The organism is Clostridium sp. C8 (assembly GCF_001010885.1).
In the GTDB taxonomy this organism is placed as follows: Bacteria; Bacillota; Clostridia; order Clostridiales; family Clostridiaceae; genus Clostridium; species Clostridium sartagoforme.
In genome coordinates this window covers 15,294-39,740 of the sequence record NZ_LBMX01000092.1, presented here as the reverse complement: position 1 = coordinate 39,740, position 24,447 = coordinate 15,294, and the positions used below count along the sequence as shown (strand labels likewise).

General features: G+C 28.7%; 27 protein-coding genes, 1 tRNA gene and 1 other RNA gene. 25 read left to right on the top strand and 4 right to left on the bottom strand.

What is annotated here, in order from left to right:
• Positions 1–29: 29 nt before the first annotated feature.
• Complete coding sequence (locus AAT22_RS14805; protein ID WP_047001784.1) at positions 30–359, bottom strand: FimB/Mfa2 family fimbrial subunit; 330 nt, start codon at positions 357–359, stop codon at positions 30–32.
• A gap of 82 nt (positions 360–441) precedes the next feature.
• On the bottom strand, positions 442–774 hold the full coding sequence (locus tag AAT22_RS14800) for a hypothetical protein (protein WP_047001783.1): 333 nt from the start codon (positions 772–774) through the stop codon (positions 442–444).
• Positions 775–1,107: 333 nt separating this feature from the next.
• On the opposite strand from AAT22_RS14800, the gene AAT22_RS14795 reads away from it, so the two are divergent.
• From AAT22_RS14795 to ffs, 5 genes are all read left to right on the top strand, one after another.
• Positions 1,108–2,349, top strand: a complete 1,242-nt coding sequence (locus tag AAT22_RS14795) for a hemolysin family protein (protein WP_040436817.1) — start codon at positions 1,108–1,110, stop codon at positions 2,347–2,349.
• 360 nt (positions 2,350–2,709) lie between these two features.
• Positions 2,710–3,153, top strand: a complete 444-nt coding sequence (locus AAT22_RS14790; protein WP_016207844.1) for a nucleoside deaminase — start codon at positions 2,710–2,712, stop codon at positions 3,151–3,153.
• A 111-nt stretch (positions 3,154–3,264) separates the two neighbouring features.
• Complete coding sequence (lgt, locus tag AAT22_RS14785) at positions 3,265–4,032, top strand: prolipoprotein diacylglyceryl transferase (protein WP_047001782.1); 768 nt, start codon at positions 3,265–3,267, stop codon at positions 4,030–4,032.
• A 186-nt stretch (positions 4,033–4,218) separates the two neighbouring features.
• Positions 4,219–4,308, top strand: a tRNA-Ser gene (locus AAT22_RS14780).
• A 3-nt stretch (positions 4,309–4,311) separates the two neighbouring features.
• An RNA gene (gene ffs / locus AAT22_RS18875) (signal recognition particle sRNA large type) lies at positions 4,312–4,573 on the top strand.
• 286 nt (positions 4,574–4,859) lie between these two features.
• Here the strand turns inward: ffs and AAT22_RS14775 are convergent.
• Entirely contained in the window at positions 4,860–5,342 is a 483-nt protein-coding gene (locus tag AAT22_RS14775) for a dihydrofolate reductase (protein WP_047001781.1), read from the bottom strand.
• Between the two features lie 4 nt (positions 5,343–5,346).
• Positions 5,347–6,189 (bottom strand): thymidylate synthase, encoded by an 843-nt coding sequence (locus tag AAT22_RS14770; protein ID WP_052953975.1) that lies wholly within the window; start codon positions 6,187–6,189, stop codon positions 5,347–5,349.
• A 257-nt stretch (positions 6,190–6,446) separates the two neighbouring features.
• Between AAT22_RS14770 and AAT22_RS19580 the strand changes: the two genes are divergently transcribed.
• From AAT22_RS19580 to AAT22_RS14675, 20 genes are all read left to right on the top strand, one after another.
• A complete protein-coding gene (locus AAT22_RS19580) occupies positions 6,447–6,578 on the top strand; it encodes a hypothetical protein (RefSeq protein WP_278245126.1) in 132 nt (43 codons plus the stop codon).
• Positions 6,579–6,668: 90 nt separating this feature from the next.
• Positions 6,669–7,835, top strand: coding sequence for an MFS transporter (locus AAT22_RS14765; RefSeq protein WP_047001780.1), 1,167 nt, complete (start codon positions 6,669–6,671; stop codon positions 7,833–7,835).
• Positions 7,836–8,063: 228 nt separating this feature from the next.
• A complete protein-coding gene (locus tag AAT22_RS14760; protein ID WP_016207839.1) occupies positions 8,064–8,750 on the top strand; it encodes an N-acetylmannosamine-6-phosphate 2-epimerase in 687 nt (228 codons plus the stop codon).
• Between the two features lie 7 nt (positions 8,751–8,757).
• Positions 8,758–10,041 carry a PTS transporter subunit EIIC gene (locus AAT22_RS14755; protein ID WP_047001779.1) on the top strand — a complete coding sequence of 428 codons (1,284 nt, stop codon included), beginning with the start codon at positions 8,758–8,760 and terminating at the stop codon, positions 10,039–10,041.
• On the top strand, positions 10,034–10,798 hold the full coding sequence (locus AAT22_RS14750; protein WP_016207837.1) for an HAD-IIB family hydrolase: 765 nt from the start codon (positions 10,034–10,036) through the stop codon (positions 10,796–10,798). The genes AAT22_RS14755 and AAT22_RS14750 overlap by 8 nt, the downstream gene beginning before the upstream one ends.
• The gene (locus AAT22_RS14745) at positions 10,788–11,096 is read left to right on the top strand and encodes a PTS lactose/cellobiose transporter subunit IIA (RefSeq protein ID WP_016207836.1); all 309 of its coding nucleotides are present in this window, start codon (positions 10,788–10,790) and stop codon (positions 11,094–11,096) included. The genes AAT22_RS14750 and AAT22_RS14745 overlap by 11 nt, the downstream gene beginning before the upstream one ends.
• 1 nt (position 11,097) lies before the next feature.
• Entirely contained in the window at positions 11,098–11,397 is a 300-nt protein-coding gene (locus AAT22_RS14740; RefSeq protein WP_016207835.1) for a PTS sugar transporter subunit IIB, read from the top strand.
• The gene (locus tag AAT22_RS14735) at positions 11,394–12,923 is read left to right on the top strand and encodes a DUF4127 family protein (RefSeq protein ID WP_242849835.1); all 1,530 of its coding nucleotides are present in this window, start codon (positions 11,394–11,396) and stop codon (positions 12,921–12,923) included. The genes AAT22_RS14740 and AAT22_RS14735 overlap by 4 nt, the downstream gene beginning before the upstream one ends.
• A gap of 102 nt (positions 12,924–13,025) precedes the next feature.
• Positions 13,026–13,859 carry a MurR/RpiR family transcriptional regulator gene (locus AAT22_RS14730; RefSeq protein WP_047001778.1) on the top strand — a complete coding sequence of 278 codons (834 nt, stop codon included), beginning with the start codon at positions 13,026–13,028 and terminating at the stop codon, positions 13,857–13,859.
• Positions 13,860–13,940: 81 nt separating this feature from the next.
• Entirely contained in the window at positions 13,941–15,557 is a 1,617-nt protein-coding gene (gene dnaX, locus AAT22_RS14725) for a DNA polymerase III subunit gamma/tau (RefSeq protein ID WP_047001777.1), read from the top strand.
• A gap of 352 nt (positions 15,558–15,909) precedes the next feature.
• Positions 15,910–16,254 (top strand): YbaB/EbfC family nucleoid-associated protein, encoded by a 345-nt coding sequence (locus AAT22_RS14720; protein ID WP_047001776.1) that lies wholly within the window; start codon positions 15,910–15,912, stop codon positions 16,252–16,254.
• Between the two features lie 161 nt (positions 16,255–16,415).
• Positions 16,416–17,012, top strand: a complete 597-nt coding sequence (gene recR / locus AAT22_RS14715) for a recombination mediator RecR (protein WP_016207830.1) — start codon at positions 16,416–16,418, stop codon at positions 17,010–17,012.
• 24 nt (positions 17,013–17,036) lie between these two features.
• Positions 17,037–18,572, top strand: a complete 1,536-nt coding sequence (gene cls, locus AAT22_RS14710) for a cardiolipin synthase (protein ID WP_016207829.1) — start codon at positions 17,037–17,039, stop codon at positions 18,570–18,572.
• A gap of 77 nt (positions 18,573–18,649) precedes the next feature.
• On the top strand, positions 18,650–18,907 hold the full coding sequence (locus AAT22_RS14705) for a DUF2508 family protein (protein WP_016207828.1): 258 nt from the start codon (positions 18,650–18,652) through the stop codon (positions 18,905–18,907).
• 44 nt (positions 18,908–18,951) lie between these two features.
• Positions 18,952–19,200: a pro-sigmaK processing inhibitor BofA family protein gene (locus AAT22_RS14700; protein ID WP_016207827.1), complete on the top strand. Its 249-nt coding sequence runs from the start codon at positions 18,952–18,954 to the stop codon at positions 19,198–19,200.
• 663 nt (positions 19,201–19,863) lie between these two features.
• Positions 19,864–20,031: a hypothetical protein gene (locus tag AAT22_RS19320; RefSeq protein ID WP_016207826.1), complete on the top strand. Its 168-nt coding sequence runs from the start codon at positions 19,864–19,866 to the stop codon at positions 20,029–20,031.
• Between the two features lie 22 nt (positions 20,032–20,053).
• Positions 20,054–20,482: a large-conductance mechanosensitive channel protein MscL gene (mscL, locus tag AAT22_RS14690; protein WP_016207825.1), complete on the top strand. Its 429-nt coding sequence runs from the start codon at positions 20,054–20,056 to the stop codon at positions 20,480–20,482.
• Positions 20,483–20,792: 310 nt separating this feature from the next.
• Positions 20,793–21,869 (top strand): alanine--glyoxylate aminotransferase family protein, encoded by a 1,077-nt coding sequence (locus tag AAT22_RS14685; RefSeq protein WP_047001775.1) that lies wholly within the window; start codon positions 20,793–20,795, stop codon positions 21,867–21,869.
• Between the two features lie 177 nt (positions 21,870–22,046).
• Entirely contained in the window at positions 22,047–22,958 is a 912-nt protein-coding gene (locus tag AAT22_RS14680; RefSeq protein ID WP_016207823.1) for a D-2-hydroxyacid dehydrogenase, read from the top strand.
• Between the two features lie 17 nt (positions 22,959–22,975).
• The gene (locus AAT22_RS14675; RefSeq protein ID WP_016207822.1) at positions 22,976–24,211 is read left to right on the top strand and encodes a DUF1015 family protein; all 1,236 of its coding nucleotides are present in this window, start codon (positions 22,976–22,978) and stop codon (positions 24,209–24,211) included.
• Positions 24,212–24,447: the final 236 nt, after the last annotated feature.

Genomic DNA, 24,447 nt, shown 5'->3' with positions numbered 1-24,447 from the left:
GATAAGAATAATAACTTTAGTATTCATGATTATTTAGGTGTAATAGTTAGTTCTCCATTTCCAATCACTACTAATGAGTATTCAGGGTTTAGCGGAAGTGTGGTATCTATATCTAGTGTGTTTTTAGGCAGACTTACGTTTTGAAGTAAAAGATAATTTTCATCAAAAATTAACACCCTGATATCATTAGTTTTTGAAGAATTTCTAATTGAATAAGTGTTATTTTTCGAGATATTAAAATCGGATAAGCTATAAATGCCCTGTTTATAGGTTTTAGGATTAGTTAGTGCAGGTGTTAAACCAATTATATTAAATGATAAATATATAGAGAATAAAATTGTAAGAATAAACTTCTTCATAATGACTATCAATCCTTTCTCTGTACTTAAGACACAAAACTTTATGAAGTTTATTTTTAAGTTTTTTAAAACAGAATAACTATTAAGCGTTAATAGGTGTTAAATATAGCTCTCCTTTACCAATTAGTAATATGGTATAGTCAGGATTGATGGGGACTGTATCAACTTTCGGTGAATTAGGTGGTAATCTTAATAATTCTACTACACCTAGGTTTTCGTCAAAAACAAATAAATACATATGTTCAGTTCTAGAAACATTTTGAATAGTGAAAGTACTAGTTTTTGATGTATTAAAATCAGATAAAGTATAAATACCTTGTGCATATATATTACTCTGAGAAAAAGCGCACTTTAACCCAATTGTATTAAAAATCAAATAAAAGGATATTAAAAATGCTGAAAGAAATCTTTTCATTTTTTCACCACCTTTCCACTTTATTCTGTGTAATAAAAATGATAGTATTCAGTATATGCTTAGTTTTTTAAGTAAAATTTAGTAATGTAGATAATTTACAAGGTTATACACAGGATATACATGAAAATGAAGCTAAGTTGTGGATAAAATATTATTAGCTGTGAATTAAAAGATAGATTTTTTATATAAATAAAAAATTTTAATTATATAAGTTATATATGGCAAATATCATATAGTATAGAATATTTATTGGAAGTTATATTAAAATAAATTATGGATTTTAATATATGATATAATAAAATAAAAATATTTAATTTAGGAGTGTGAATTAATTTGGAGAGTTATACGTGGCAGATAGTATTATTAGTAATATTATTGTTGATGTCAGGATTTTTCTCTATGTCAGAAACTGCCTTAATGGCACTAAGTAAAATTAGAATAAGACATATGGTAGAAGAAGGAGTTAAAGGAGCAAAGCTAGTTGAAAAGCTTGCAGAAGATCCAAGTAGGTTATTAGGAGCAATATTAATAGGAAATAATGTAGTCAACATAGGTGCCTCTGCATTAGCAACATCAGTTGCTGTTAAGGCTTTTGGAGAAGGTTCAGTTGGTGTTGTGACTATTGTAATGACTATATTAGTTCTTATATTTGGTGAAATAACTCCAAAATCTATAGCTAAACAAAACTCAGAAAGTGTAGCGTTGAAGGTAAGTAAACCTATAAATGTAATAGTGAAATTATTTAGACCTTTTGTAGTTGTATTTTCAGCTATATCGGGGTTATTTATAAAAATCTTAGGTGGAGATCCAAAAGCTAATGAACCATTTATAACTGAAGAAGAATTAAAGACAATGGTAGGAGTTAGTGAAGAGGAAGGTGTGCTTGAGGATGTAGAAAAAGAAATGATATTTAATGTCTTTGAATTTGCAGATTCTCAAGTTAAAGATGTTATGGTTCAAAGAGTTGATGTAGTAGCAGTAGATATTAATTCTACTTATGATGAAGTCATAAATGTTATTAAAACTGAGCAATTCTCAAGAATACCAGTTTATAATCAAAATATAGATGATGTTATAGGAGTACTAAATGTTAAAGATTTAATAATAGCAGCTCAAAGTAAAGAAAATTTTAAGGTTTCAGATTACATGAGAGAACCTTATTATACTTTTGAATTCAAAAAAATTACAGAGTTGTTTAATGAAATGAAAAAGAATAGAAATCATATGGCAGTTGTACTAGATGAATATGGTGGAAATGTTGGTATAGTCACTATAGAAGACTTAATTGAAGAAGTTGTAGGAGAAATCGAAGATGAATATGATGACGAAAATAGCGATATAGTTGTAGTTAAGGAAGATGAATATATAGTTGATGGAAGTGCTAGACTAGATCATATAGGAGATTTGATAGGTGTTGCTATGGAATCTGAAGAGTTTGATTCTGTAGGTGGATTGGTAATAGGAGAATTAGGAAGGTTTCCTGAACAATTAGAAGAAGTTAAACTTAATAATATTAGATTTGTGGTTGAAGAAGTGGATAAAAATAGAATTAAAAAGGTTAGAATATTTACTTAATCAGTTCACAGTGCACAATTCACGGTTCACAGTTTATGGGATAAGGGAATCTGGAACAGGTAACAAGTAACAGGTTAGATATAAATTGTGAAGCAATTTATAGGTGAAAAGTTAAGAGTGAAAAAGTGAAAGAGTTGGGGATGTTTTACTACGTAAAGCTTAAGTTTAGTTGGTGTAGGAATGAATACTTAGTGAAGTTGAGTGTAACGATAACTGAACTTAGTATGAAGCCCTATCTACTGAAGCTTGCTTGAAGTAGATGAAAATATCCTTTTTAAAATCCTCTAAGGATTTTTTACCATAATTTTTTCATTCCTTCATTCTTTCATTTTTTCATTATCTTTTATTGGGAGAAAATATATGGATTACATGGATATTGCAATAGAAGAAGCAAAAACTGCATATTATAAGGGAGAAGTACCTGTTGGAGTAGTTATAGTTAAGAATGGTGAAGTTATAGCAAGGCAACATAATTTGAAGGAAAGTTTAAGTTTGCCAACAGCTCATGCAGAAATATTAGCAATAGAAGAGGCCTGTAAAAAGTTAAATAATTGGCGATTATCAGGCTGTGATATGTATGTAACTTTAGAACCTTGCCCTATGTGTATATCAGCAATAGCACAAAGTAGAATATCAAGAGTATTTATAGGGACTTTTAACAAGGATATGGGGGCTTGCGGATCTGTAATAAATTTAATTGATTATGATATTTTTAATTGGTATGTAGATATAAAGTGGTGTTATAGTCAAGAATGTAGTGATTTATTAACTTCATTTTTTACGAAAAAAAGAAATAAATCTTAAGTTTTATATTTTATAAATTTATAATTTATTTATATTTTATTTATATTTAATTGGTATAATTACCTATGAAGTAATATAATTAAAATAATTACTATTAGAGGAGGAAAGAGGATGAATCCAGTAGCTTTTGAATTATTTGGTTTAGAAATAAGATGGTATGGAATAATAATATCACTTGGAGTATTAGGAGCAATGCTGTTAATATACATTCTATCTAAGAAAAAAGAACTAAATTATGATATTATAATAGATGCATTTTTAGTTACATTTCCAATATCAATAATTGGAGCGAGATTATACTATGTAGCGTTTGAATATCAAAATTATCACTCATTTATGGATGTGATTAATGTAAGAAATGGTGGAATGGCCATACATGGAGGGGTTATAGCTGCTTTATTATCAGGATATATATTCGCAAGATATAAAAAGATAAACTTTTTAAGATATGTAGATGTTATAATGCCTGGAGTTATATTGGCACAAGCAATAGGCAGATGGGGAAATTTCATGAATCAAGAAGCCCATGGAGGTCCTGTATCAAAAGAATTTATAAGCAAGTTTCCAGAGTTTATTCAAAATGGAATGTTGATAAAGGGAACTTATTATCATCCAACATTTTTATATGAATCTATATGGAATATACTAGTTTGTTTAATATTAGTATATGTACTTCTTAAAAAGAAAGAAGGAAAAGATGGAATCATACTTGGGGGATATATGATTTTATATTCAATAGGTAGATTCTTTATAGAAGGATTAAGAACTGATAGTTTAATGTTTATGGGATTAAGGACAGCTCAAATAGTAAGCTTATTAGGAATATTATTAGGCATAGTTTTAATTTTTGTAGTAAGTAAGAAAAAAAGGTCTATATAATATTTAATATGTATATAATCAAAAGATGGGTAATTTTACTTATCTTTTGGTTTATTATTATATAAGTATAAATTTTAAAGATTAATAAATAATAATCAATAGAAATATGGTAAAGTTTTAAATGTTGCAATATGAATTAGTATATGATAATATATAGCAGTAGTTAAAATTAAATAACTATATTATGGAGAGATGTCCGAGTGGTTGAAGGAGCACGCCTGGAAAGCGTGTATAGGGGAAACTCTATCAGGGGTTCAAATCCCCTTCTCTCCGCCATAGCCGTGCTAGATGGGGAGTCAGCGGTGCCCTGTAACCCGCAATCCGCTATAGCGGGGTTGAATTCCTAGCTTAGGCTTTAACTTGTAGGGTCTGCCTATGCAAGTGGTGTTGATGGTAAGGTCCCATACGACGTAAGTGCGTGAACCTCGTCAGGTCCGGAAGGAAGCAGCGATAAGCGATTACTGCGTGTGATATGGATAAATCTTGCCAGAGCTAACTACATAGTAACGCCTATAAGTTACTGTCAAAGCTAGGTGCACGGTTTTAATTTTAGGCCTTTCTAACCAAGAGAAGGGTTTTTTTAATGTAATGAACAAAAATAAATGTTTTATAAATATATAATATTTATTTAGTAAAGGTTACTCTTCAATAGGATTAACATACAATAGGACAAAGAAAGCGAGGGAATTCCTTATGGAATACCCTCGTTTTCTTTTTATTCTTTAGAGAATTATAAAAAGATTACCATATGAATAATTTTTTATAATTTCCTTCCTTTAGTTTTTTATTGGCATATAGAAATTAAGTAGATTACTAATTAAAATATATTAAGATTTTTTTGTATATATAGTAAATATATGAGGATGTTTATGGTTTATATTTTCCTTATGACAGATGCTTTCTGATATTTCCCATTCATCAGTAATTCCTGGGAAATATGTATCAGCTTCAAATTCATCAAAAATATGAGTAATATAAAGCTTATCTGCATATGGAAGCAGTTGTTTATAAATGCTGGCACCACCACATATAAAGGTTTCTTGTTCAGCATTTAATAATTTTAATAGTTCTTCTATAGAATTAACTACTACAGCACCTTCTAATTTTATATCTTTAGTAGTAAGAACAATATTTCTTCTATTAGGTAATGGCCTTTTAGGTAATGACATATATGTGTTATATCCCATTACAATTGTATGACCATCAGTTACTTTTTTAAAGTACCTTAAGTCTTCAGAAATATGAGCAAGTAACTTATTTTTATTTCCAATTCCATTATTTTTATCCATTGCAACTATTAAGCTTATCATAATATTATATCCCCAATTCAAATTTTAGTTGTGGTTTAACAGGTTCGTAATCGACCATTTCAAAATCATCAATAGTAAAATCGTAGAAACTTGTCTTACCTTCTTTAAGTATTAATTGAGGGTGTTTGTTACTAGGAGTTCTTTCTATTAATTCTTTTGCTTGTTCTACATGTCTATCATAAATATGTAAGTTATCTACAACGTGCATAAATACACCAGGCTTTAATCCAACATGTCTTGCTACCATCATCATTAAGGCAACATATTGGATCTTATTTATATGTCCTGCTGTACAATAATCAGAACTTCTTTGGTGAAGTGTTACATCAAGATATTCATCTCTAACAGACCAAACAGTAAGAAAAGCACAAGGATTTAAGCCAGGAGTTTCTTCGAAATCTGCATATTGATATAAATCTATAATATGTCTTCTAGTATAAGGTTCATTTTTTAATCCATCTAGTAATCTATTCATTAAATCATATTTCTTTACAGTAGCACCATATCTTTGACCGATTGTTCCTGTACCATTAACTTCCCAGTCTCTCCACCAATTAATACCCATTTCCTCTAATACTGAAAGTTCATTAGATGCCTTCTGATATATCCATAAAATTTCTTTAATGCCTGACTTCCATGCTACAGGTCTTAAGGTGGTAATAGGAAAATCTCCCTTAGAAATATCATATTTTTCAACAACTTGATTTATATATATTGTATGTGCAGGGGTACCATCTTTATACTTTGGTCTTACCTTGTGACCTTCAGTGCTTACTCCATTTGCAAGAATATCATTTAATGTCTCTTTAAATAAATTATCTGCCTTTGATATAAAATTTGTAGTCATGTACTCACCTCTAAATTATATTTTAATTTCACCTTCTAATGTGAATAATTTTATTACATTATAGCATAAGTTGAAATTAACATCATCTTAAAAAGTATTGAACTATAAAGCAATCTATTTTAAGTTAAGGAATCAATATATTTTAAATTATTTTAAATCGCTTGTTGATTATTAAGAATAAAAGTAACTTGATATATAGAGATATATGATATATTATTAATATATTATATTTAAAGTAAGAAGGGAGGAATAGATCCATGAAGTTTTCTACAAAGGGAATAAAATTTGAGATATTATCTAGTAGTTCAATTTCAAAAACAGCAGTATTTTTTGAAAATTGGATTACTATGCCCTTTTTTAGTAGGGAATTACAAGGAACTATTCTATAACTTGTAATATATATAGTAACTCCAATCAGGCCCATTTTTTTATAGGGTCTTTTATTATGCATAAAAATATAAGATTTGGAGTTGATTTAAATGAATAGATTAAGTGTAAATATTAAAAATGATTATATATATAAGTTTTTTTCAGCCTTTGATATAACATCTGCAATATGGGTATTATACTTAGGATTTAAAGGTATGACCTTAGCTCAAATAGGATTACTTGAAGGTATATTTCACATAACAGGATTTATTTCGGAAATACCAACAGGGGCTTTAGCTGATTTATTTGGGAGAAAGAAGATAATTATAATAGGGAGGATAACCTCATTAATTTCTGCAATTATTATGTTATTTTCTAATTCTTTTATGGGATTCGCAATAGGATTTATATTGTCAGCTTGGGGATATAACTTAAATTCAGGGTCAGAAGAAGCATTAATTTATGATACTCTTAAAAAGCTAGATAGAGAAGAAGAATTCTTAAAGGTTAATGGAAAAATAAACTTAATAATAGAGGTATCACAAGGGTTGGCAGTATTTATAGGAGGAATTCTTTCACAAATAGATTTTTCTATTAGCTATATTACAGCAGTTGTTATAGGATCAATATCATTAGTTCTTTCTACTAGGTTTATTGAAGTAGATGTTATAAGAAAAGAAAATCAAAGTATTAGTATTATTAATCATTTAAAGCAATCTATAGATATAGTTAAAAATAATAAAAGGCTTCTTAATATATTAATATTTTTTCCATTGATATATACTTTTTCAGCAATCGTTTATTTTTATGGGCAACAATTATTTAATGATATGGAATATTCAAGGATTAGTATTTCTATAATATTTTTATTTAATGGAATATTTTCATCTTTAGGAGCTATTTTAAGCAGTAAAATATATAAAAAATATAAATCTTTAGGATGGATAATAATTTCAATTAGTATAAGTGTATTTACAATTTTTATGGGAATTGGCAAAGGGAATTTATCTATAGTATTTTTCTTAGGAATAGGATTTTTAACATCAATACTTCAACCGATAAGTAGTAATTTGATAAATTCTATGGTGGAATCAAATCAAAGGGCAACAATTATTTCGGTTGAAAGTATGTTTTATTCTATAATGATGATAATTTTATTTCCTATATGTGGGTTCATAGGAGATAGAGTTTATTTAGAGTTATCATTTATAATGGTTGGTATTGTAGGAGTATTAATTTGTATTACTGAGATAATTATAATTAAAAAGACCATATAAATTAGAAATAAGGATATTCTATTATATAAAAATGGAATATCCTTATTTGTTTTTTCTGAATTTAATTTCACTATATTTTTATTTTATATATAAAGTATGGAGCTTTTTTAACTTTGTTAGAAAGTAGTTTCTAAATGAACGATATCAATTGAAAATAAATACAGAACAACTTAAAATGAATTCAAGAAAAAGTACTTTTTTATTATGTAAAATAATAGGGGGAATAATATGAAAAATATTAATAAAGGGCTAATAGTATCTTGCCAAGCATTAGAAGATGAACCACTTCATTCATCTTTTATTATGGGGAGAATGGCTAAAGCAGCAGTACAAGGAGGAGCGGTAGGGATTAGAGCTAATTCTAATCAGGATATATTAGAAATAAAAAGAAATGTTGATGTTCCAATTATAGGAATAGTTAAAAGGGATTATGAAAATAGTGATATTTATATTACTCCAACAATGACAGAAATAGATGAGCTTATTGAAGTAGGAGTAGATATTATAGCTTTGGACGCAACAGACCGATTAAGACCTGGTAATATTACTTTGAAAGAATTCATTGATAAAATTAGAGAAAAATATGGCAATGTATTACTTATGGCAGATTGTTCTACTTATGATGAAGCTATTTACGCTGATAAAATAGGTTTTGATTTTATAGGAACTACATTAGTAGGATACACAGTTCAAAGTAAAGGTATTCATATAGATACAAATGACTTTGAACTTATAAGAAATATTATTAATTCAGTTTCGAAGCCGGTTATTGCAGAAGGAAATATAGATACACCTGAAAAGGCTAAACGCGTACTTGAACTTGGATGCTATAGTGTGGTAGTTGGATCTATTATAACTCGTCCGAAAGTTATAACTGAGAAATTTATTAATGAGATAAAAAAGATAGGAGAGTAGAAATATTATGAATAAATTTATGAATAAAATTGAAGAGATCTTTCTTCCTATAGCAAATAAACTTGCTTCTAATAAGTATTTATCTGCAATAAGAGATGGTTTTGTGGCAATACTTCCTATTATGATTGCAGGATCTTTCTTTATACTTATAAATAACGTATTTATTGGAGAAAATGGTTTTACAAATAAACTTTTTGGAATGCCATTTACTAAACTTACAGAGCTAGGAGCTTCTATAGTTCCTGCAACTATGTCTATAATGGCAATACTTTTAACATTTACAACTTCTAAATCCTTAGCAGAACATTATAAATCCGAGACTTCAATTACACCATCTATAGCAGTTGTAGTACTTTTCATATTAATGCCAATAAATTTTGATGGAAATTTAGGAATAGAATATATAAACACTTATTATACTGGAGCTGCTGCCATGTTTATGGCTTTTATTTCTGCAATAGCAACTGTAGAAATTATAAGAGGGTTATCAAATATTGATGCCTTGATTATAAAAATGCCAGATAGTGTACCACCATCAATTTCAAGATCTTTTAATAAATTAATACCTGTTATTATAACTTTACTAATATTTGGAACTTTAAAGATGTTTACAAATTACTTTGAACTTCCTTTAAATGATCTTATATTTAAGTCTATACAAACACCTTTCACAAATGTTGTTAATTCTACATTTGGTTTAGGAGTAATTTATTTGCTTTATATGTTGCTTTGGGGATTAGGAATACATTCCGCCTTTATTTTTAATCCTATTTTAGAGCCAATATATCTTGTTTCATTAACACAGAATGCTGAGGCAGCATCGGCTGGACAAGCATTACAAGGAATTATGACTAAGCCTTTTTTAGATTCTGTTGCATTTATGGGGGGAGCAGGAAATATGATTGCTCTTATTATTGCAATTTTCATAATATCTCGTAGAGAAGATTATAAAAAAATTGCTAAGATAGGGTTTATACCAGCATTATTTAATATTTCAGAACCGATAATGTTTGGACTTCCGGTCGTGATGAACCCAATATTAATAATTCCAATGATCTTATCTACTTTTGTAGGACTTGCAATAGGAACCTTGACAACATCATTAGGAGTAATGGCTCATACTTATATATTGGTTCCATGGACGACGCCACCAGTTTTAAGTGCTTTCTTTGCTACAGGTGGACATATAGTATCAGCATTAATAGCTGTAATCATTTTAATAATATCAGTATTAATATATATGCCTTTCGTGGCAATAACAAACAAGCAAAGGATGATAGATAATGACTAAAGTTTTAGCACTAGATTTAGATGGCACATTAATCAATGAAATGAATGAGATAATAGGAGGACAAGAAACTCTTAACCTACTTAAAGTTTTACAAGATGATGGTTACGAGGTAGTAGTGGTAACTGGAAGATTGGATCACGATATAATTCATATAGCTCAAAAATATGATTTAAATATAAAATATAGAATTTCTCAAAATGGTGCTGTGCTACAGGATGACAATAGTATTAAAGGAAGAATATTAAATAAGAAAACAGCTCTTAAGATATATGAATATATAAAGGAAAGAAATCTTAGAGTGGAACTAAATACTATAAGTAATAGATACTGGCATAATGAAAGAGGTGCTGATTTTCCAAGAGAATTCTATAACTCATCTAATATATTAGATGACTTTACAGAGGTTATTTACTATCAGCCAGTAATAATATTTCTTATGATTGGGGATAGCAATGAAATAAATAATGTTAGAAGATATATTGAAGAAAATTTTGATGATGTTGATGCAATTAAAACTTCAGATAAGACATTAGAAATAATTCCCAAGGGTGTTTCTAAGGGAAAGGCACTTAAAGAAATATATCCAAATGCAGAAATAATATCTATAGGAGATTCTGAAAGTGATTGTTCTATGTTCAAACACTCAAAGACATCATATTTTATAGGTAAACATAATCTTGGAAATGCAGATTTTTATATGCCTTCTATAAAAGAAGTTTTAAAAAATATAGTTAAGGAGAATATTTATGGAGAATAATGAGCTTAGTGCATTTGAAATAATATCTAATGTAGGAGCAGCAAAGTCACAGTATATGGAGATAATAAATAAATGTGAAAACAAAGATTTCGACCTTTTAGAGGAAATGTTTGAGGAAGCTGATAATTATTTGGTACAAGGACATAAAAAGCATATGGAACTTGTGCAAATGGAGGCTTCAGGAGATCCACTTAATATATCTCTATTGCTTATACACGCAGAAGATCAGCTTATGAATGCAGAACTGGTTAAGATATTAGCACAAAAATTTATGCATTTATATAAGGAGGCTTTATAATATGATGAACATTTTATTAGTTTGTAATGCAGGAATGTCTACATCAATTCTTGTAGAAAAAATGAAAAAGGTTGCATTAGAAAGAAATATGGAAGCAAGAATATGGGCATTATCTAGCACTGAAGCAAAGAATACTAAGGAAGATGTTGATGTAGTACTTGTAGCACCACAGTTAAAATTTGCAGTAAAAGACATACAAAATAGTTTTGATGGGAAGCCACTAGGAGTAATTGATATGAGGATATATGGAACAATAGATGGAGCGAAGGCCTTAGATCAGGCAATAAATTTAATAAAATGATGAATATACTATTTATTCCATTAGATGAGAGACCTTGTAATAGTGATTTTCCTAAACTTATTACATCGGCTAAGAAAGATATTAAACTTATATCTCCTGATAAATATATATTAGGAGACAAGAAAACTCCAGGACAAGTATCAAAACTTTGGGACTTTGTATTTGAAAATGCAAAAGAATGTAGTTATGCAGTGCTTTCAATTGATATGCTTATTTATGGAGGACTTATTCCTTCAAGATTACATCATTTAACTAAGGATGAAGCTGAAGGATATATTAAAAATTTAAGAAGAATAAAAGAAATTAATCCTAATATAAAAGTTTATGCATTTAATTGTATTATGAGATCTCCTCAATATAATTCTTCTGAAGAAGAGCCAGATTATTATGCTGATTATGGATACAATCTCTTTAGAAGTAAGTATCTTATAGATAAAAGATTAAGGGCTGGAATTAACAAAATAGAGGAAGAGGAGTTAGAGTCAATAAAGATTCCTAAAGAGATTGTATTAGATTATGAGAGTAGAAGAGAATTCAATGAATATATAAATATTGAAGTAGCAAAGCTTCTAGAAGATGGAACTTTGGATTTTTTAGTTATTCCACAAGATGATTCGTCAGAATATGGATATACGTCTATTTCACAAAAAATAGTTTTAGATTTTATAAAAAATAAAAACCTTGAATTTAAATCTTATATATATCCTGGAGCAGACGAGGTAGGAAGTTCTTTACTAGCAAGATGCTTAAATGACTTTTTAGGTAGGACTGTTAAGATATATGCATTTTATTCTTCTACGTTTGGCCCTAATATAATTCCTTTATATGAAGATAGACCTATGAATGAGAGTCTTAAGTATCATGTAAGAGTTTGTGGTGGGGAACTAATTGACAATTCTAGTGAGGCTGACTTGATATTAGCTATAAATTCCCCAGGAAAATATATGCAGGAAGCCTCAGATCAGATTTTAGATATTGATCTTACTTATACATCATATAGAAATCTTTTAGACTTTGTATATAAAATTGAAAGTTATATAAAAAGTGGTAAAATGGTAATATTGAGTGATTCAGCTTTTGCTAATGGTGGAGATTTAACTTTAATAAATTATTTAGATAGACTTAGAGTTTTATCTAAATTAACAGCATATGCAGGATGGAATACTAATTGTAATACTTTGGGAACTGTTTTGTCTTCAGGGATATATAGCTTAAGCTCAAATAAGGGAAGTCAAATAAAGCATCTTATATATCGTATAGTTGAAGATGTTCTTTACCAATCCAAGGTAAGGCAAGAAGTTATAAAAGAGTATCTTCCTAATAATGATATAAGTTATTACAACTTCAAGGATAAGCAGATGTATGTAGAAAATACTATAAGGGACTTACTTTTAAAAGAATATAATAAGCTTAATATATCAAAAGTTTGTAAACTTAATATTAATAGTATAACAACGCCATGGAAGAGAATGTTTGAAATAGGTATGGATATTGATGTAAACTTTAACGATTATAACAATTTATAAAATAAATTTTAAATAAGATAATCTATTTGGTATTATGATATTAAGTAATTCCAAATAGATTTCTTTATTTAAAAAAACTTTATAAACGGGGGTTGAGTAGAAATGCAAAGTCAAGATAAGAGTATAATACCGTTAATGGAAACTTTATATAGTAACTTTACAAATACGGAAGCAACAATTGCAGACTTTTTTATACATAATAATAAAAAACAAGACTTTTCTGCGGAAAGTGTTTCTAGTAAGTTATTTGTGTCAAAGGCATCCCTATCAAGATTTGCTCAGAAGTGTGGATTTAAGGGATATAGAGAATTTATTTATAGATATGAACAAACATTTAATGAGGAAATACAAAACGTAGGGAAGCTAAAAAAGAAAGTTTTAAGTACTTATCAAAAACTTTTAGATAAAAGTTATACTCTTACAGATGAAGCTCAGCTTAAGAGAATTTCTGAAATGTTTCTAAAATATAAAAAAGTGTATGTATATGGAATTGGAAGTTCTGGAATCGTAGCTATGGAGTTTAAAATAAGGTTCATGAGATTAGGATTAAATGTAGAATCTGTAGTAGATGCACACATAATGCAGATGAATTCAGTTTTAATAGATGAAGATACTCTGGTAATTGGATTTACTGTAAGTGGTAAAACTAAGATAGTATTAAACTCATTAAAGGAGGCTAAATTAAGAAAAGCAAAAACAATTATAATAACATCTAATAATGACTTTTCTCTTCATGACTTCTGTAATGAAATAGTTTTAATTGCCGTAACTAAGAATCTAGCTATAGGAAATGTAATATCTCCACAATTTCCTATGTTAGTGGTGGTGGATATATTGTATTCACATTTCCTAAACAGTAATTATAATGAAAAAGCTTCTTTTCTTAATGATACATTATCCAACATTGAATTTGAGTTAGAATCAGAATTTGAATAATTTTAATTTATTCATTATTCATTATTATTGTTCTTTAGTCTATAATATAAATAAAGAAATTAACATAAGGAAGGGTAATTCATGGGATATACAGCTTTATATAGAGAATGGAGACCACAAAACTTTTATGATATTGTAGGTCAAGAACATATAACTACAACAGTTAAAAATCAAATATTAAACAATAGAATTGCTCATGCATATCTCTTTTGTGGAACAAGAGGAACAGGGAAAACAACAACAGCTAAGGTATTTGCCAAGGCTTTAAATTGTTTAGATTTAAAAGATGGAGAGCCTTGTAATAAATGTGATATGTGCAGGAAAATAAATGAAGGGTTAGCAATTGATGTTACCGAATTAGATGCAGCTTCAAATAATGGTATTGATAAAATTAGGGATATTATAGATGATGTAAAGTATCCACCGCAAGAAGCAAGACATAAAGTTTATATAATGGATGAAGTTCATATGTTATCTATTGGTGCAGTAAATGCTTTTTTAAAGACCTTAGAAGAACCACCTAATAATGTAATATTTATTTTAGCTACCACAGACCCGCAGAAACTTCCTATAACTATATTATCTAGATGCCAACGATTTGATTTTAAAAGAATAAATAATAATGAAATTACAGAACGACTTAGAAAAATTGTTAATGAACAAAATGCACTTGCAGATGACAAAAGTTTAAATTTAATTGCAAGAGTATCAGATGGAGCAATGAGAGATGCACTTAGTATTTTAGATCAAGCAATATCTATGGGAAATGGAGCAGTACAATATGATGTTCTTGTAAGTATGCTTGGACTTGTAACTAATGATAATTTATTTAATTTAACCAATTCTGTAACTCAAAGAAATATAGAAAAATCAATAAGTATAATAGATGAAGTTGTTTATGCTGGAAAGGATATTTACCTATTTATAAAGGATTTGATAGCACATTACAGAAATATTTTAATGGCTAAGGTAACTAATAACCCAGAAGAAGTACTAGATATGTCAGAAGAAAATATATCACTAATAAAAGAGCAAGCTAGTAAAATTAGAGCAGAAGAAGTAATGAGATATATAAGAATTCTTCAAGAAACAGAATCTAATGCTAAAATAAGTAAACAAGCAAGATTATATTTGGAGTTAGCGATAATTAAAATGTGTAAAATTGAGTATGACACATCAAATGAAGTTATATTAACTAGAATAAATAAATTAGAAGAAGGATTGAAAAATGGAAGCCTTAAGGTAGTAAGTAATACTACTGATAAAGTAAATAGTAAAGAGGAAGTAACAAAAAGGCAGCCAGTTAGAGAAACCAAAAGAATAACAACCAGTAATGTTATGGCGAATGAAAATTCAAAAGTAACATTAAATGATATACAAAGGTCGTGGAAAGATATCTTAGAAAGGTTTAAGGCTAGAAGAGCGATGATAGTATATGCATCTATTCTTACCGGAAAACCTGTAGAATGTAAAAATGGAATTCTAACTATAGAGTATGAGGACCAATATAAATTCAATAAAGATAGATTGGAAAAGCCTGAGTACAAATCTGTAATACAAGAAGTATTAGCAGAAATATTTAGAGAAGATATAAAAGTTATGTTTGAAGTAGAAGAAAGTTCAAGTGATGAGAAATCAACAGCAGATATGCTTTTAGAAACTTTAGGGTCTGATATAGTAGATATTTTAGATGAATAATAGTTTTAAAATGCGAAGCATTTTTCAGTTCACAGTTCACAAGGCACAGTGCACAGTTGTTTTAATTTTTTCATTCTTTCATTTATAAATTGCTTTGCAATTTATATCATAACCTGTTCCCTGTTACTTTATTCCAAAAACTGTGAACTGTGAATTGTGCGCTGTGAACTATATAAATTGCTTCGCAATTTAAAACTATTGAATAAAAAGAATAAATAGAAATAATAATAACAATGAAAACTAATATAAATAATGGGCTAAATATAGAAAAGTAAAGTAAAATACTATATAATAGTTAATAGGTTTTTATAAAAGATAAAAAAGATAGAAGAGATAAAAAGGAGGATTTTTTATGGCAAAGGGAGGATTTCCAGGCGGATTTGGCGGAGGAAATATGAACAACCTAATGAAGCAAGCACAAAAACTTCAAAAGGATATGGAGCAAATGCAAAAAGACCTTGAAACTAAGGAATTTGAAGTTTCAGTTGGTGGTGGAGCTGTAATTGTAAAAGCAAATGGTAAAAAAGAAGTAGTTTCAATTAATATAAAACCAGAAGTAGTTGATGCAGATGATGTTGAGATGCTAGAAGATCTAATTTTAAGTGCAGTAAATGAAGCACTAAGAAAAGCGGAAGAAGAAAGTGCAAATAAAATGGGGAAATTAACTGGTGGAATGAACATACCAGGACTGTTTTAGCAATTAACGATTAATAGTTAAAGTTTTACAATTATTTGTAGTCATTAATAATGGATAATTAATAAGGAAAAGTTAACAATTAATTTATAAATAAAGTTATAAGGGAAAGGGCGAAGTTGTTTCGCCTTTTTATATATTCAAATAATGGGAAGGATGATTTTATGGATTTTTATCCTGTTGCAATAGAAAAGTTAATTGAAGAGTTTGCTAAGTTACCTAGTATTGGACAAAAAACAGCTCAAAGATTAGCATTATATGTTTTAAATCTTCCAGAAGATGAAGTAAGAGAATTTTCAGAAGCTTTAGTAAAGGCTAGAGGAACCATAAGATATTGTTCAATATGTGGTAACTTTACAGATAAAGATCCTTGTGCAATATGCTCAAATCCTAATAGAGAAAAGGATATAATTTGTGTCGTAGAGCAACCTAAAGATATCATGACAATGGAAAAGGTTAAAGAGTACAATGGATCATATCATGTATTACACGGAAATCTATCCCCTATGCAAGGAAGGGGACCACAGGATATAAGAATAAGAGAGCTAGTTGCAAGAATGAGTGCAGATATTAAAGAAGTTATAATAGCTACAAATCCTAATATTGAAGGAGAAGCTACAGCTATGTATATATCAAGAATATTGAAGCCTTTAGATATAAAAGTAACTAGAATCGCATCAGGAATACCTGTAGGTGGAGATTTAGAATATGCAGATGAGGTAACATTATCAAAAGCTCTGGAGGGAAGAAAAGAAATATAGAAAATATAATTGAAAGGTGACTGTATGAGTAACTTATTGAAATTTTTATTTAGTAGAATGATTATTGTCGGGGTACTTATTCTACTACAACTAGGAATACTTACTTTTGCTATATGGAAAGTTACTGAGGAGTTTGTTTATTTATATGCAGCTTTTTCGGTAGTAAGTATAATAGCAGCTGTATATATTTTTAGTACCAAAGATAATCCATCTTATAAGCTTGCTTGGATTGTACCTGTTTTGTTAGTTCCTGTATTTGGAGGATTGTTCTATTTATTATTTGGTTTGAAAAAGACTACTAAGAAATTTAGATCTAGAATGTTAAATATACATAATGAAACATCCTCATTATTAATGCAGGATAAACATATCTTAAATGAAATTCAAAAAGAAGATAAATCTATAGCAAATCAAATAAGATATTTAAATGAATATGCAGCAAGTCCGATATATAAAAATACAATTACCAAATACTTATCACCTGGAGAAGAGTTTTTCGAAGAACTTAAAAAGGAATTAAAGAAGGCTCAAAAATATATATTTTTAGAATATTTTATAATTCAAGAAGGACTAATGTGGGATAGTATATTAGAAATATTAGAAGAAAAAATAAAAGAAGGTGTAGAGGTAAGATTAATATATGATGATATGGGATGTCTTAGAACGCTTCCATATAAATATAATGAAAAATTAAAGAAAAAGGGAATCAGGTGTTTAGTTTTTAATCCATTTGTACCATTTCTATCAATAATAATGAACAATAGAGATCATAGAAAAATTGCAGTAATAGATGGTCATACGGCTTTTACAGGCGGAATAAATTTAGCTGACGAATATATAAATGAAATAAATAGATTTGGTCATTGGAAAGATTCTGCACTTATGATAAAAGGAGAAGCAGTTTGGAATTTAACTATGATGTTTCTTCAGTCATGGCAATTTAATTGTGGAGAAAAAGATGATTATGAAAAATATAAACCCTATGTAAATTATAAAGAAGTATTTGAAACTGATGGATATGTTCAGCCTTATGGAGATAGCCCCCTAGATGATGAGACTGTAGGGGAAAATGTATATTTGAATATAATAAATAAGGCAAAGGATTATGTATATATAACAACTCCTTATTTGATAGTTGATAATGAATTAGTGACAGCATTAACATTAGCGGCTAAAAATGGAGTAGAAGTTATAATAATTACACCACACAAGGAAGACAAGTGGTATGTCCATATGGTTACAAGGGCTTACTATGCTCAACTTATAGAGGCTGGTGTAAAAATATATGAGTACACACCAGGATTTATACATTCAAAAACCTTCGTATCTGATGATGAAATTGGAGTCATAGGAACTATCAACATGGACTATAGAAGCCTTTATTTACATTTTGAGTGTGGGGTATTACTTTACAAAACAAAATCACTTGTAGAAATTAAAGAAGATTTTATAAAAACATTAGAATCTTGTAGGTTAATAACAATAGAAGATTGTCACCAGGTAAAGTGGTCTAATAAATTTATAACAGCTTTATTAAGAGTATTTGCCCCTCTTATGTAATAAAAAAGTTATTCTCCTGAATATTTTTGTTAAATTATGGGAATTAATTTAATATAGAATATTTGGGAGGGGTCAAAATGAATAAGAAAGCAATTTTAAATTTATTAATGCAAAATGTAGAAAAAAATAAGTTAGAATATAGTGAGGAAGATTTAGAATTATTAAGTGCTATTAAAGAAACTGTAATAGAGATGGAAGTAGCAAGGTCATTATTTAATTCTGTAAGTGATCCTCAACTAATTGAACTAGCAATTCACGCCGAAGATGTAGCAAAGACTAGATATAATTATCTGATAACTATGGCAAAACAAAGAGAGTTAAGAAAAATAGATTAATAATATTATTAAATAATGCATAATATTAAATGGAGGGGATTTACATGGATTTAAATATGATATTATATGGATTAATAGGATTAGTGTTATTGTATTTATTAATAAAATTTTTAAAATGGCCGTTAAAAATTTTACTAAACGGAATTATAGGTATAGTTTTATTATACTTTACTAATATTTTAGGCTCTTATTTTGGTTTTTCAATAGGGATAAATGCTGTAACAGCATTAATTGCAGGATTCTTAGGGATACCTGGAGTTATATTCCTTGTAATATTTCAACTATTTCTATAAAATAAAAAGAGATTCAGGATTGCTTGAATCTCTTTTATTTTAATGAGAGAGGGAACAATAGAGTTCCCAAAAGTTTATATAGATGGGAGTTAAAAGTTTTTCAGTCTACTAATGAGTGAAAAGCCTCTTATGAGATTAGTATATGGTGATAATAAAAATAGGTTACTAATACTTTGTTATAAAATGCGAATATAAAGGCTACGATAAATAGATATGTTTCATAAGCTAAATAGCTACGCAAAGAAGTACTAGGCTCGGAGAACTACTATGCCAAGAGTTTTGGTTAAACTCGCTGCGCTCAGACGAACCAACAACACTAAGGCAAAGTAGTTCTTCCTTCATCAAGTACTTCTAATTTCTCGCTATATGCTTATTTCACCGTCTATTTACCTTCGCCAACTTATATTAAGAATTTAAATTAATAATGAATTAAGTTATTGGTAAAAAATAATTAATGAGGGACATTAAAAACTTAGTTAGGTGTAGCAGACTATAATTGAGCTTGTTCCCTGATACCTGTTCCCTGTTACCTATAAAATCAAAACAACTGTAAACTGTGCCTTGTGAACTGTGAACTGAAAAATGCTTCGCATTTTATTACAACTGTTAACTAAAGTAAGGCTGTAATAGAATAAAAGTATAATAAGATTGGGGGGTGTATCTATGCCAGTAGGAAATGGAGTAAATTGTAAGTATTGTCCTGAGTATAAAAAAGGATGTAGTGGTAATGATAAAACATGTCTATGTTATAAGTGCCCAAGACATTTAGGACAATGTATATGTGTAAAATATTGTAGAGAAACAGAGTCTATATTAACTTTTGAAAAGTAAGTGATTTAAAGGAGGAAATTAAATGAAAGAAAAAGGGAAAAAATTCATAAGTGAATTTAAAGATTTTGCAATGAAAGGAAATGTACTAGATTTAGCAGTTGGAGTTATTATAGGGGGAGCTTTTAATAAAATAGTTTCATCATTAGTTAAAGACATAATAATGCCTCCAATCGGACTTTTAACAGGAGGAGTTAACTTTCAAGATCTTACATATACTTTAAAAGAGGCAGTACCAGGTGTCAGTGATGCTATAGTAATATCATACGGATTATTTATACAAAATGTAGTTGACTTTATAATAATTGCTCTATCTGTATTTATATTTATTAAGATTATAAATAAATTAAATAAAAAGAAACAAGAAGAATCAAAACCACAGGAAGATAAAAAGACAAGGGAAGAAGAGCTATTAACAGAAATAAGAGATATTTTAAAAAATAATAAACAATAGAAAAATAGTTAATAATTAATGATTAACAATTACTGAACTTAGTATTAAAGTCCATCTACTGAAGATTGCCTGAAGTTGATGGACTTTAATTATTTCACTTGAGTTTTACGTAGTAAAGTATCTTCAGTTATCAATTAAAATAAGTTGTTCTGCAATTTATTAAACTAGTGTTCAAATTAATGATAATTACATAATATGATAAAAAGTTAGTAAATTATTAACAAAGTAGTTGTTAATAATTCGAAAAAGTAGTAAAATTATCAATAATAAAATTAAGCAATAAATAAAAATATAATGGGGGAGAGTCATAATGCATAAAAAGCTATTTATTCCTGGGCCAGTAGAAGTTAAGCCAGATGTTTTAGAACAAATGGCAAGACCTATGATTGGTCATAGAAGCAAAGAAGCTTCTGAGCTTCAAAGAAGAATAAGCAATAATTTAAGAAAGGTTTTTTTCACAGAAAGTGAAATATTACTTTCAACTACATCAGGTAGTGGACTTATGGAAGGAGCTATAAGATGCTGTACAGCAAAGAAAGCAGCTGTATTTTCCGTTGGGGCATTCGGAAAGAGATGGTATGAAATGGCGACTTCGAATAATGTTTCTGCAGACTTGTTTGAAGTAGAAATGGGAAAAGCTGTTACGCCTGAAATGGTTGATAAGGTATTAAAAACTGGTAATTATGATTTGGTAGCAGTAACTCATAATGAAACATCTACAGGAGTTATGAATCCAATAGATAAAATAGGAGAAGTCATAAAGAAATATTCTGATATTATTTTTATAGTAGATACAGTAAGTTCAGCAGCAGGAACAAAGATAGAAGTCGATAAATGTGGAATAGATATTTGTATAACTTCAACTCAAAAGGCAATAGGGCTGCCTCCTGGAATGGCAATATGCACTTTTTCAAATAAGGCAAAGGAAAGAGCAGAGAAAGTTCCTAACAGAGGTTTTTATTTGGACTTGTTATCACTATATAAGTATATACAAAAGAAGGATTATCAATATCCATCAACACCTTCTATATCACATATGTATGCTCTAGATTATCAACTAGACTATATATTAAATAAGGAGGGCTTAGAAAATAGATTTGCAAGACATTTAGAAATGGCAAAAGCAGTTAGGGAATGGGCGAAAAAGTATTTCGAATTATTTCCAGATGAGAATTATTTATCTAATACTTTAACAACTGTTAAAAATAACAGAGAAATAGATGTTTCATTTTTAAATAAAGAATTAGCAAAGAGAGGCTTCCAAATATCTAATGGATATGGAAGTTTAAAAGATAAAACTTTTAGAATTGCTCATATGGCAGATTGCAAAATGGAAGAAATACAAGAGTTATTAATTAATATAAATGATATTTTAGGATTAGAATAATTTAGATAAGTATATTTAAGTAATAAGCAATAAATGTGGCTAGAAAGTATAAATAAGGGTTTAGATTAGATTCTAGACTCTTATTATTATAATTAACAATTAACAGAGTAAGTGGTTTTATTTTGTGAAACCATTGTTAATTATCAATTATTAATTAAATAAACTGGGGGTATTAACGTGTACAAAATATTAGTAAGTGATGGTTTGCAGGAAAATGCAATTAATGAATTAATAAAATTAGGTTTTAGTGTTACTGATGAGCATTATGATAAAGTAATTTTAGGGGAAAAGCTTAAGGAGTTTGATGCTTTAGTTATAAGATCAGCAACAAAAGTAACTAAGGAAGTATTAGAAAAGGCATCAGGTGGAAAATTAAAATTAATAATAAGAGCTGGAGTTGGAATAGATAATATAGATATATATTCAGCACATGAACAAGGCATCACCGTAAAGAATACTCCAAATGCCAGTTCAGACTCAGTTGCTGAATTAGCATTAGCTCATATGTTTGCAGTGGCAAGGTTTATAGGAACATCAAATTACACTATGAGAAATGGTGAATGGAACAAGAAGAAATATGAAGGCATTGAAATTAGTGGGAAAACTTTAGGGATAATAGGAATGGGTAGGATAGGTAAATCCCTAGCTAATAAGGCAACAGCATTAGGAATGAATGTTATTTATAATGATGTATTTGGAAAACAAGATGATGTAAAGTATGAGTTTTTGGAATTAAATGATTTACTCAGAAAATCGGATTTTATTTCTCTACATGTTCCTTATGATAAAGAAAATGGGACATTAATCAGAAAAGAAGAGTTAAATTTAATGAAAGATGGGGCTTATATAATAAATTGTGCAAGAGGTAAAGTTGTAGATGAAGAAGCTTTACTAGAAGCTTTAGATAGTGGGAAAATTGCAGGGGCAGGTATAGATGTATTTGAAGTAGAGCCAAACACAAATGAAATCTTAGTTAATCATCCAAGAGTAAGCTGCACTCCTCATATAGGAGCATCAACAATGGAAGCTCAAGATAGAATAGGAGAAGAAGTAGTTTCAGTTATAAAGGATTTTTTTACTAAGCTATAAATATAGGAGGAATTTTAATGGCAATTATTAAACCTTTTAGAGGAATAAGACCTATAAAAGAATTAGCGGATAAAATAGCGGCACTTCCTTATGATGTAATGGATAGTGATGAAGCTAGGGAAATGGTTAAGGATAATCCATATTCATTTTTGCATGTAGATAAAGCAGAAATAGATTTACCAAAAGATATAGATCCTTATGATGATAGGGTGTATGATAAGGCTAAAGAAAATCTAGATAGTATGATTAAAAATAGATTTTATATAGAAGATGAAAAGCCTAATTATTATATCTATAGACAAGTTATGAAAGGAAGAAGCCAGGTTGGTCTTGTTGGATGTGCATCAATAGATGATTATACTAACAATATAATAAAAAAACATGAACTGACAAGAGAAGATAAAGAAATAGATAGAATTAATCATGTATATAAATGTGAAGCTCATACAGGACCTATATTCTTAACTTATAGAGAAAACAAGGATATTTCAAATATTATAAATGAATGGATAAAGAGAGAACCAATATATGATTTTAAATCAGAAGATGAGGTATGTCATACTGTATGGATCGTGGATGATGAAAATACAGTAATTAAAATAAATGAATTATTTAAATCAGTAGAATATTTATATATTGCAGATGGACATCATAGATCTGCATCAGCAGTAAAAGTAGGTCATATAAAAAGAGCAGAAAAGGAAGATTATACTGGAGAAGAGGAGTTTAATTATTTCTTATCTATTTCATATCCAGATAGCGAGCTTGAAGTTTTAGATTACAATAGAACCGTTAAAGATTTAAATGGACTTTCAAGAGAAGAGTTTTTAAATAAGGTAAGTGAAATTTTTGTAGTTACTGAAAGTAATGAACCAGTTAAGCCTAAAGAAAAACACACTTTTGGAATGTATTTAGAAAAACAGTGGTATTTATTAGAGGCTAAAGAGGGAATATTTAATCCAGAAGATCCAGTAGATCAATTAGATGTATCAATTCTTCAAAACAATCTTTTAAGACCAATACTAGGAATTGATGATCCAAGAAAATCAAAGAGAATAAAATTCATTGGTGGGATAAGAGGATTAAAGGAACTTGAAAGAAGAGCAGATACAGATATGAAAGTGAGCTTTTCTATGTATGCAACAACAACTGATGATATTATGGATATTGCAGATAGTGGAAAAATAATGCCACCAAAATCAACATGGTTTGAACCAAAGCCTAGAAGTGGATTATTTATTCACAAGTTCTAATTTATATAAATTTATAATATCAAAAAATATGTTAGAAACTCAGTTTATCTGAGTTTCTTTTATTATGTAAAACTTAGACTATTTTTCATTTAAAATAAGTTTTTTTCAATTTATAATAAAAGATTGTTAAGTATTAAAAATAAAGACTTGAATACTATGTATTTATTATGTAATCTTATATATATGTAAATAAGCATATTTTTAAAAATAAAATTTAAAGAAATATATAGTATAAG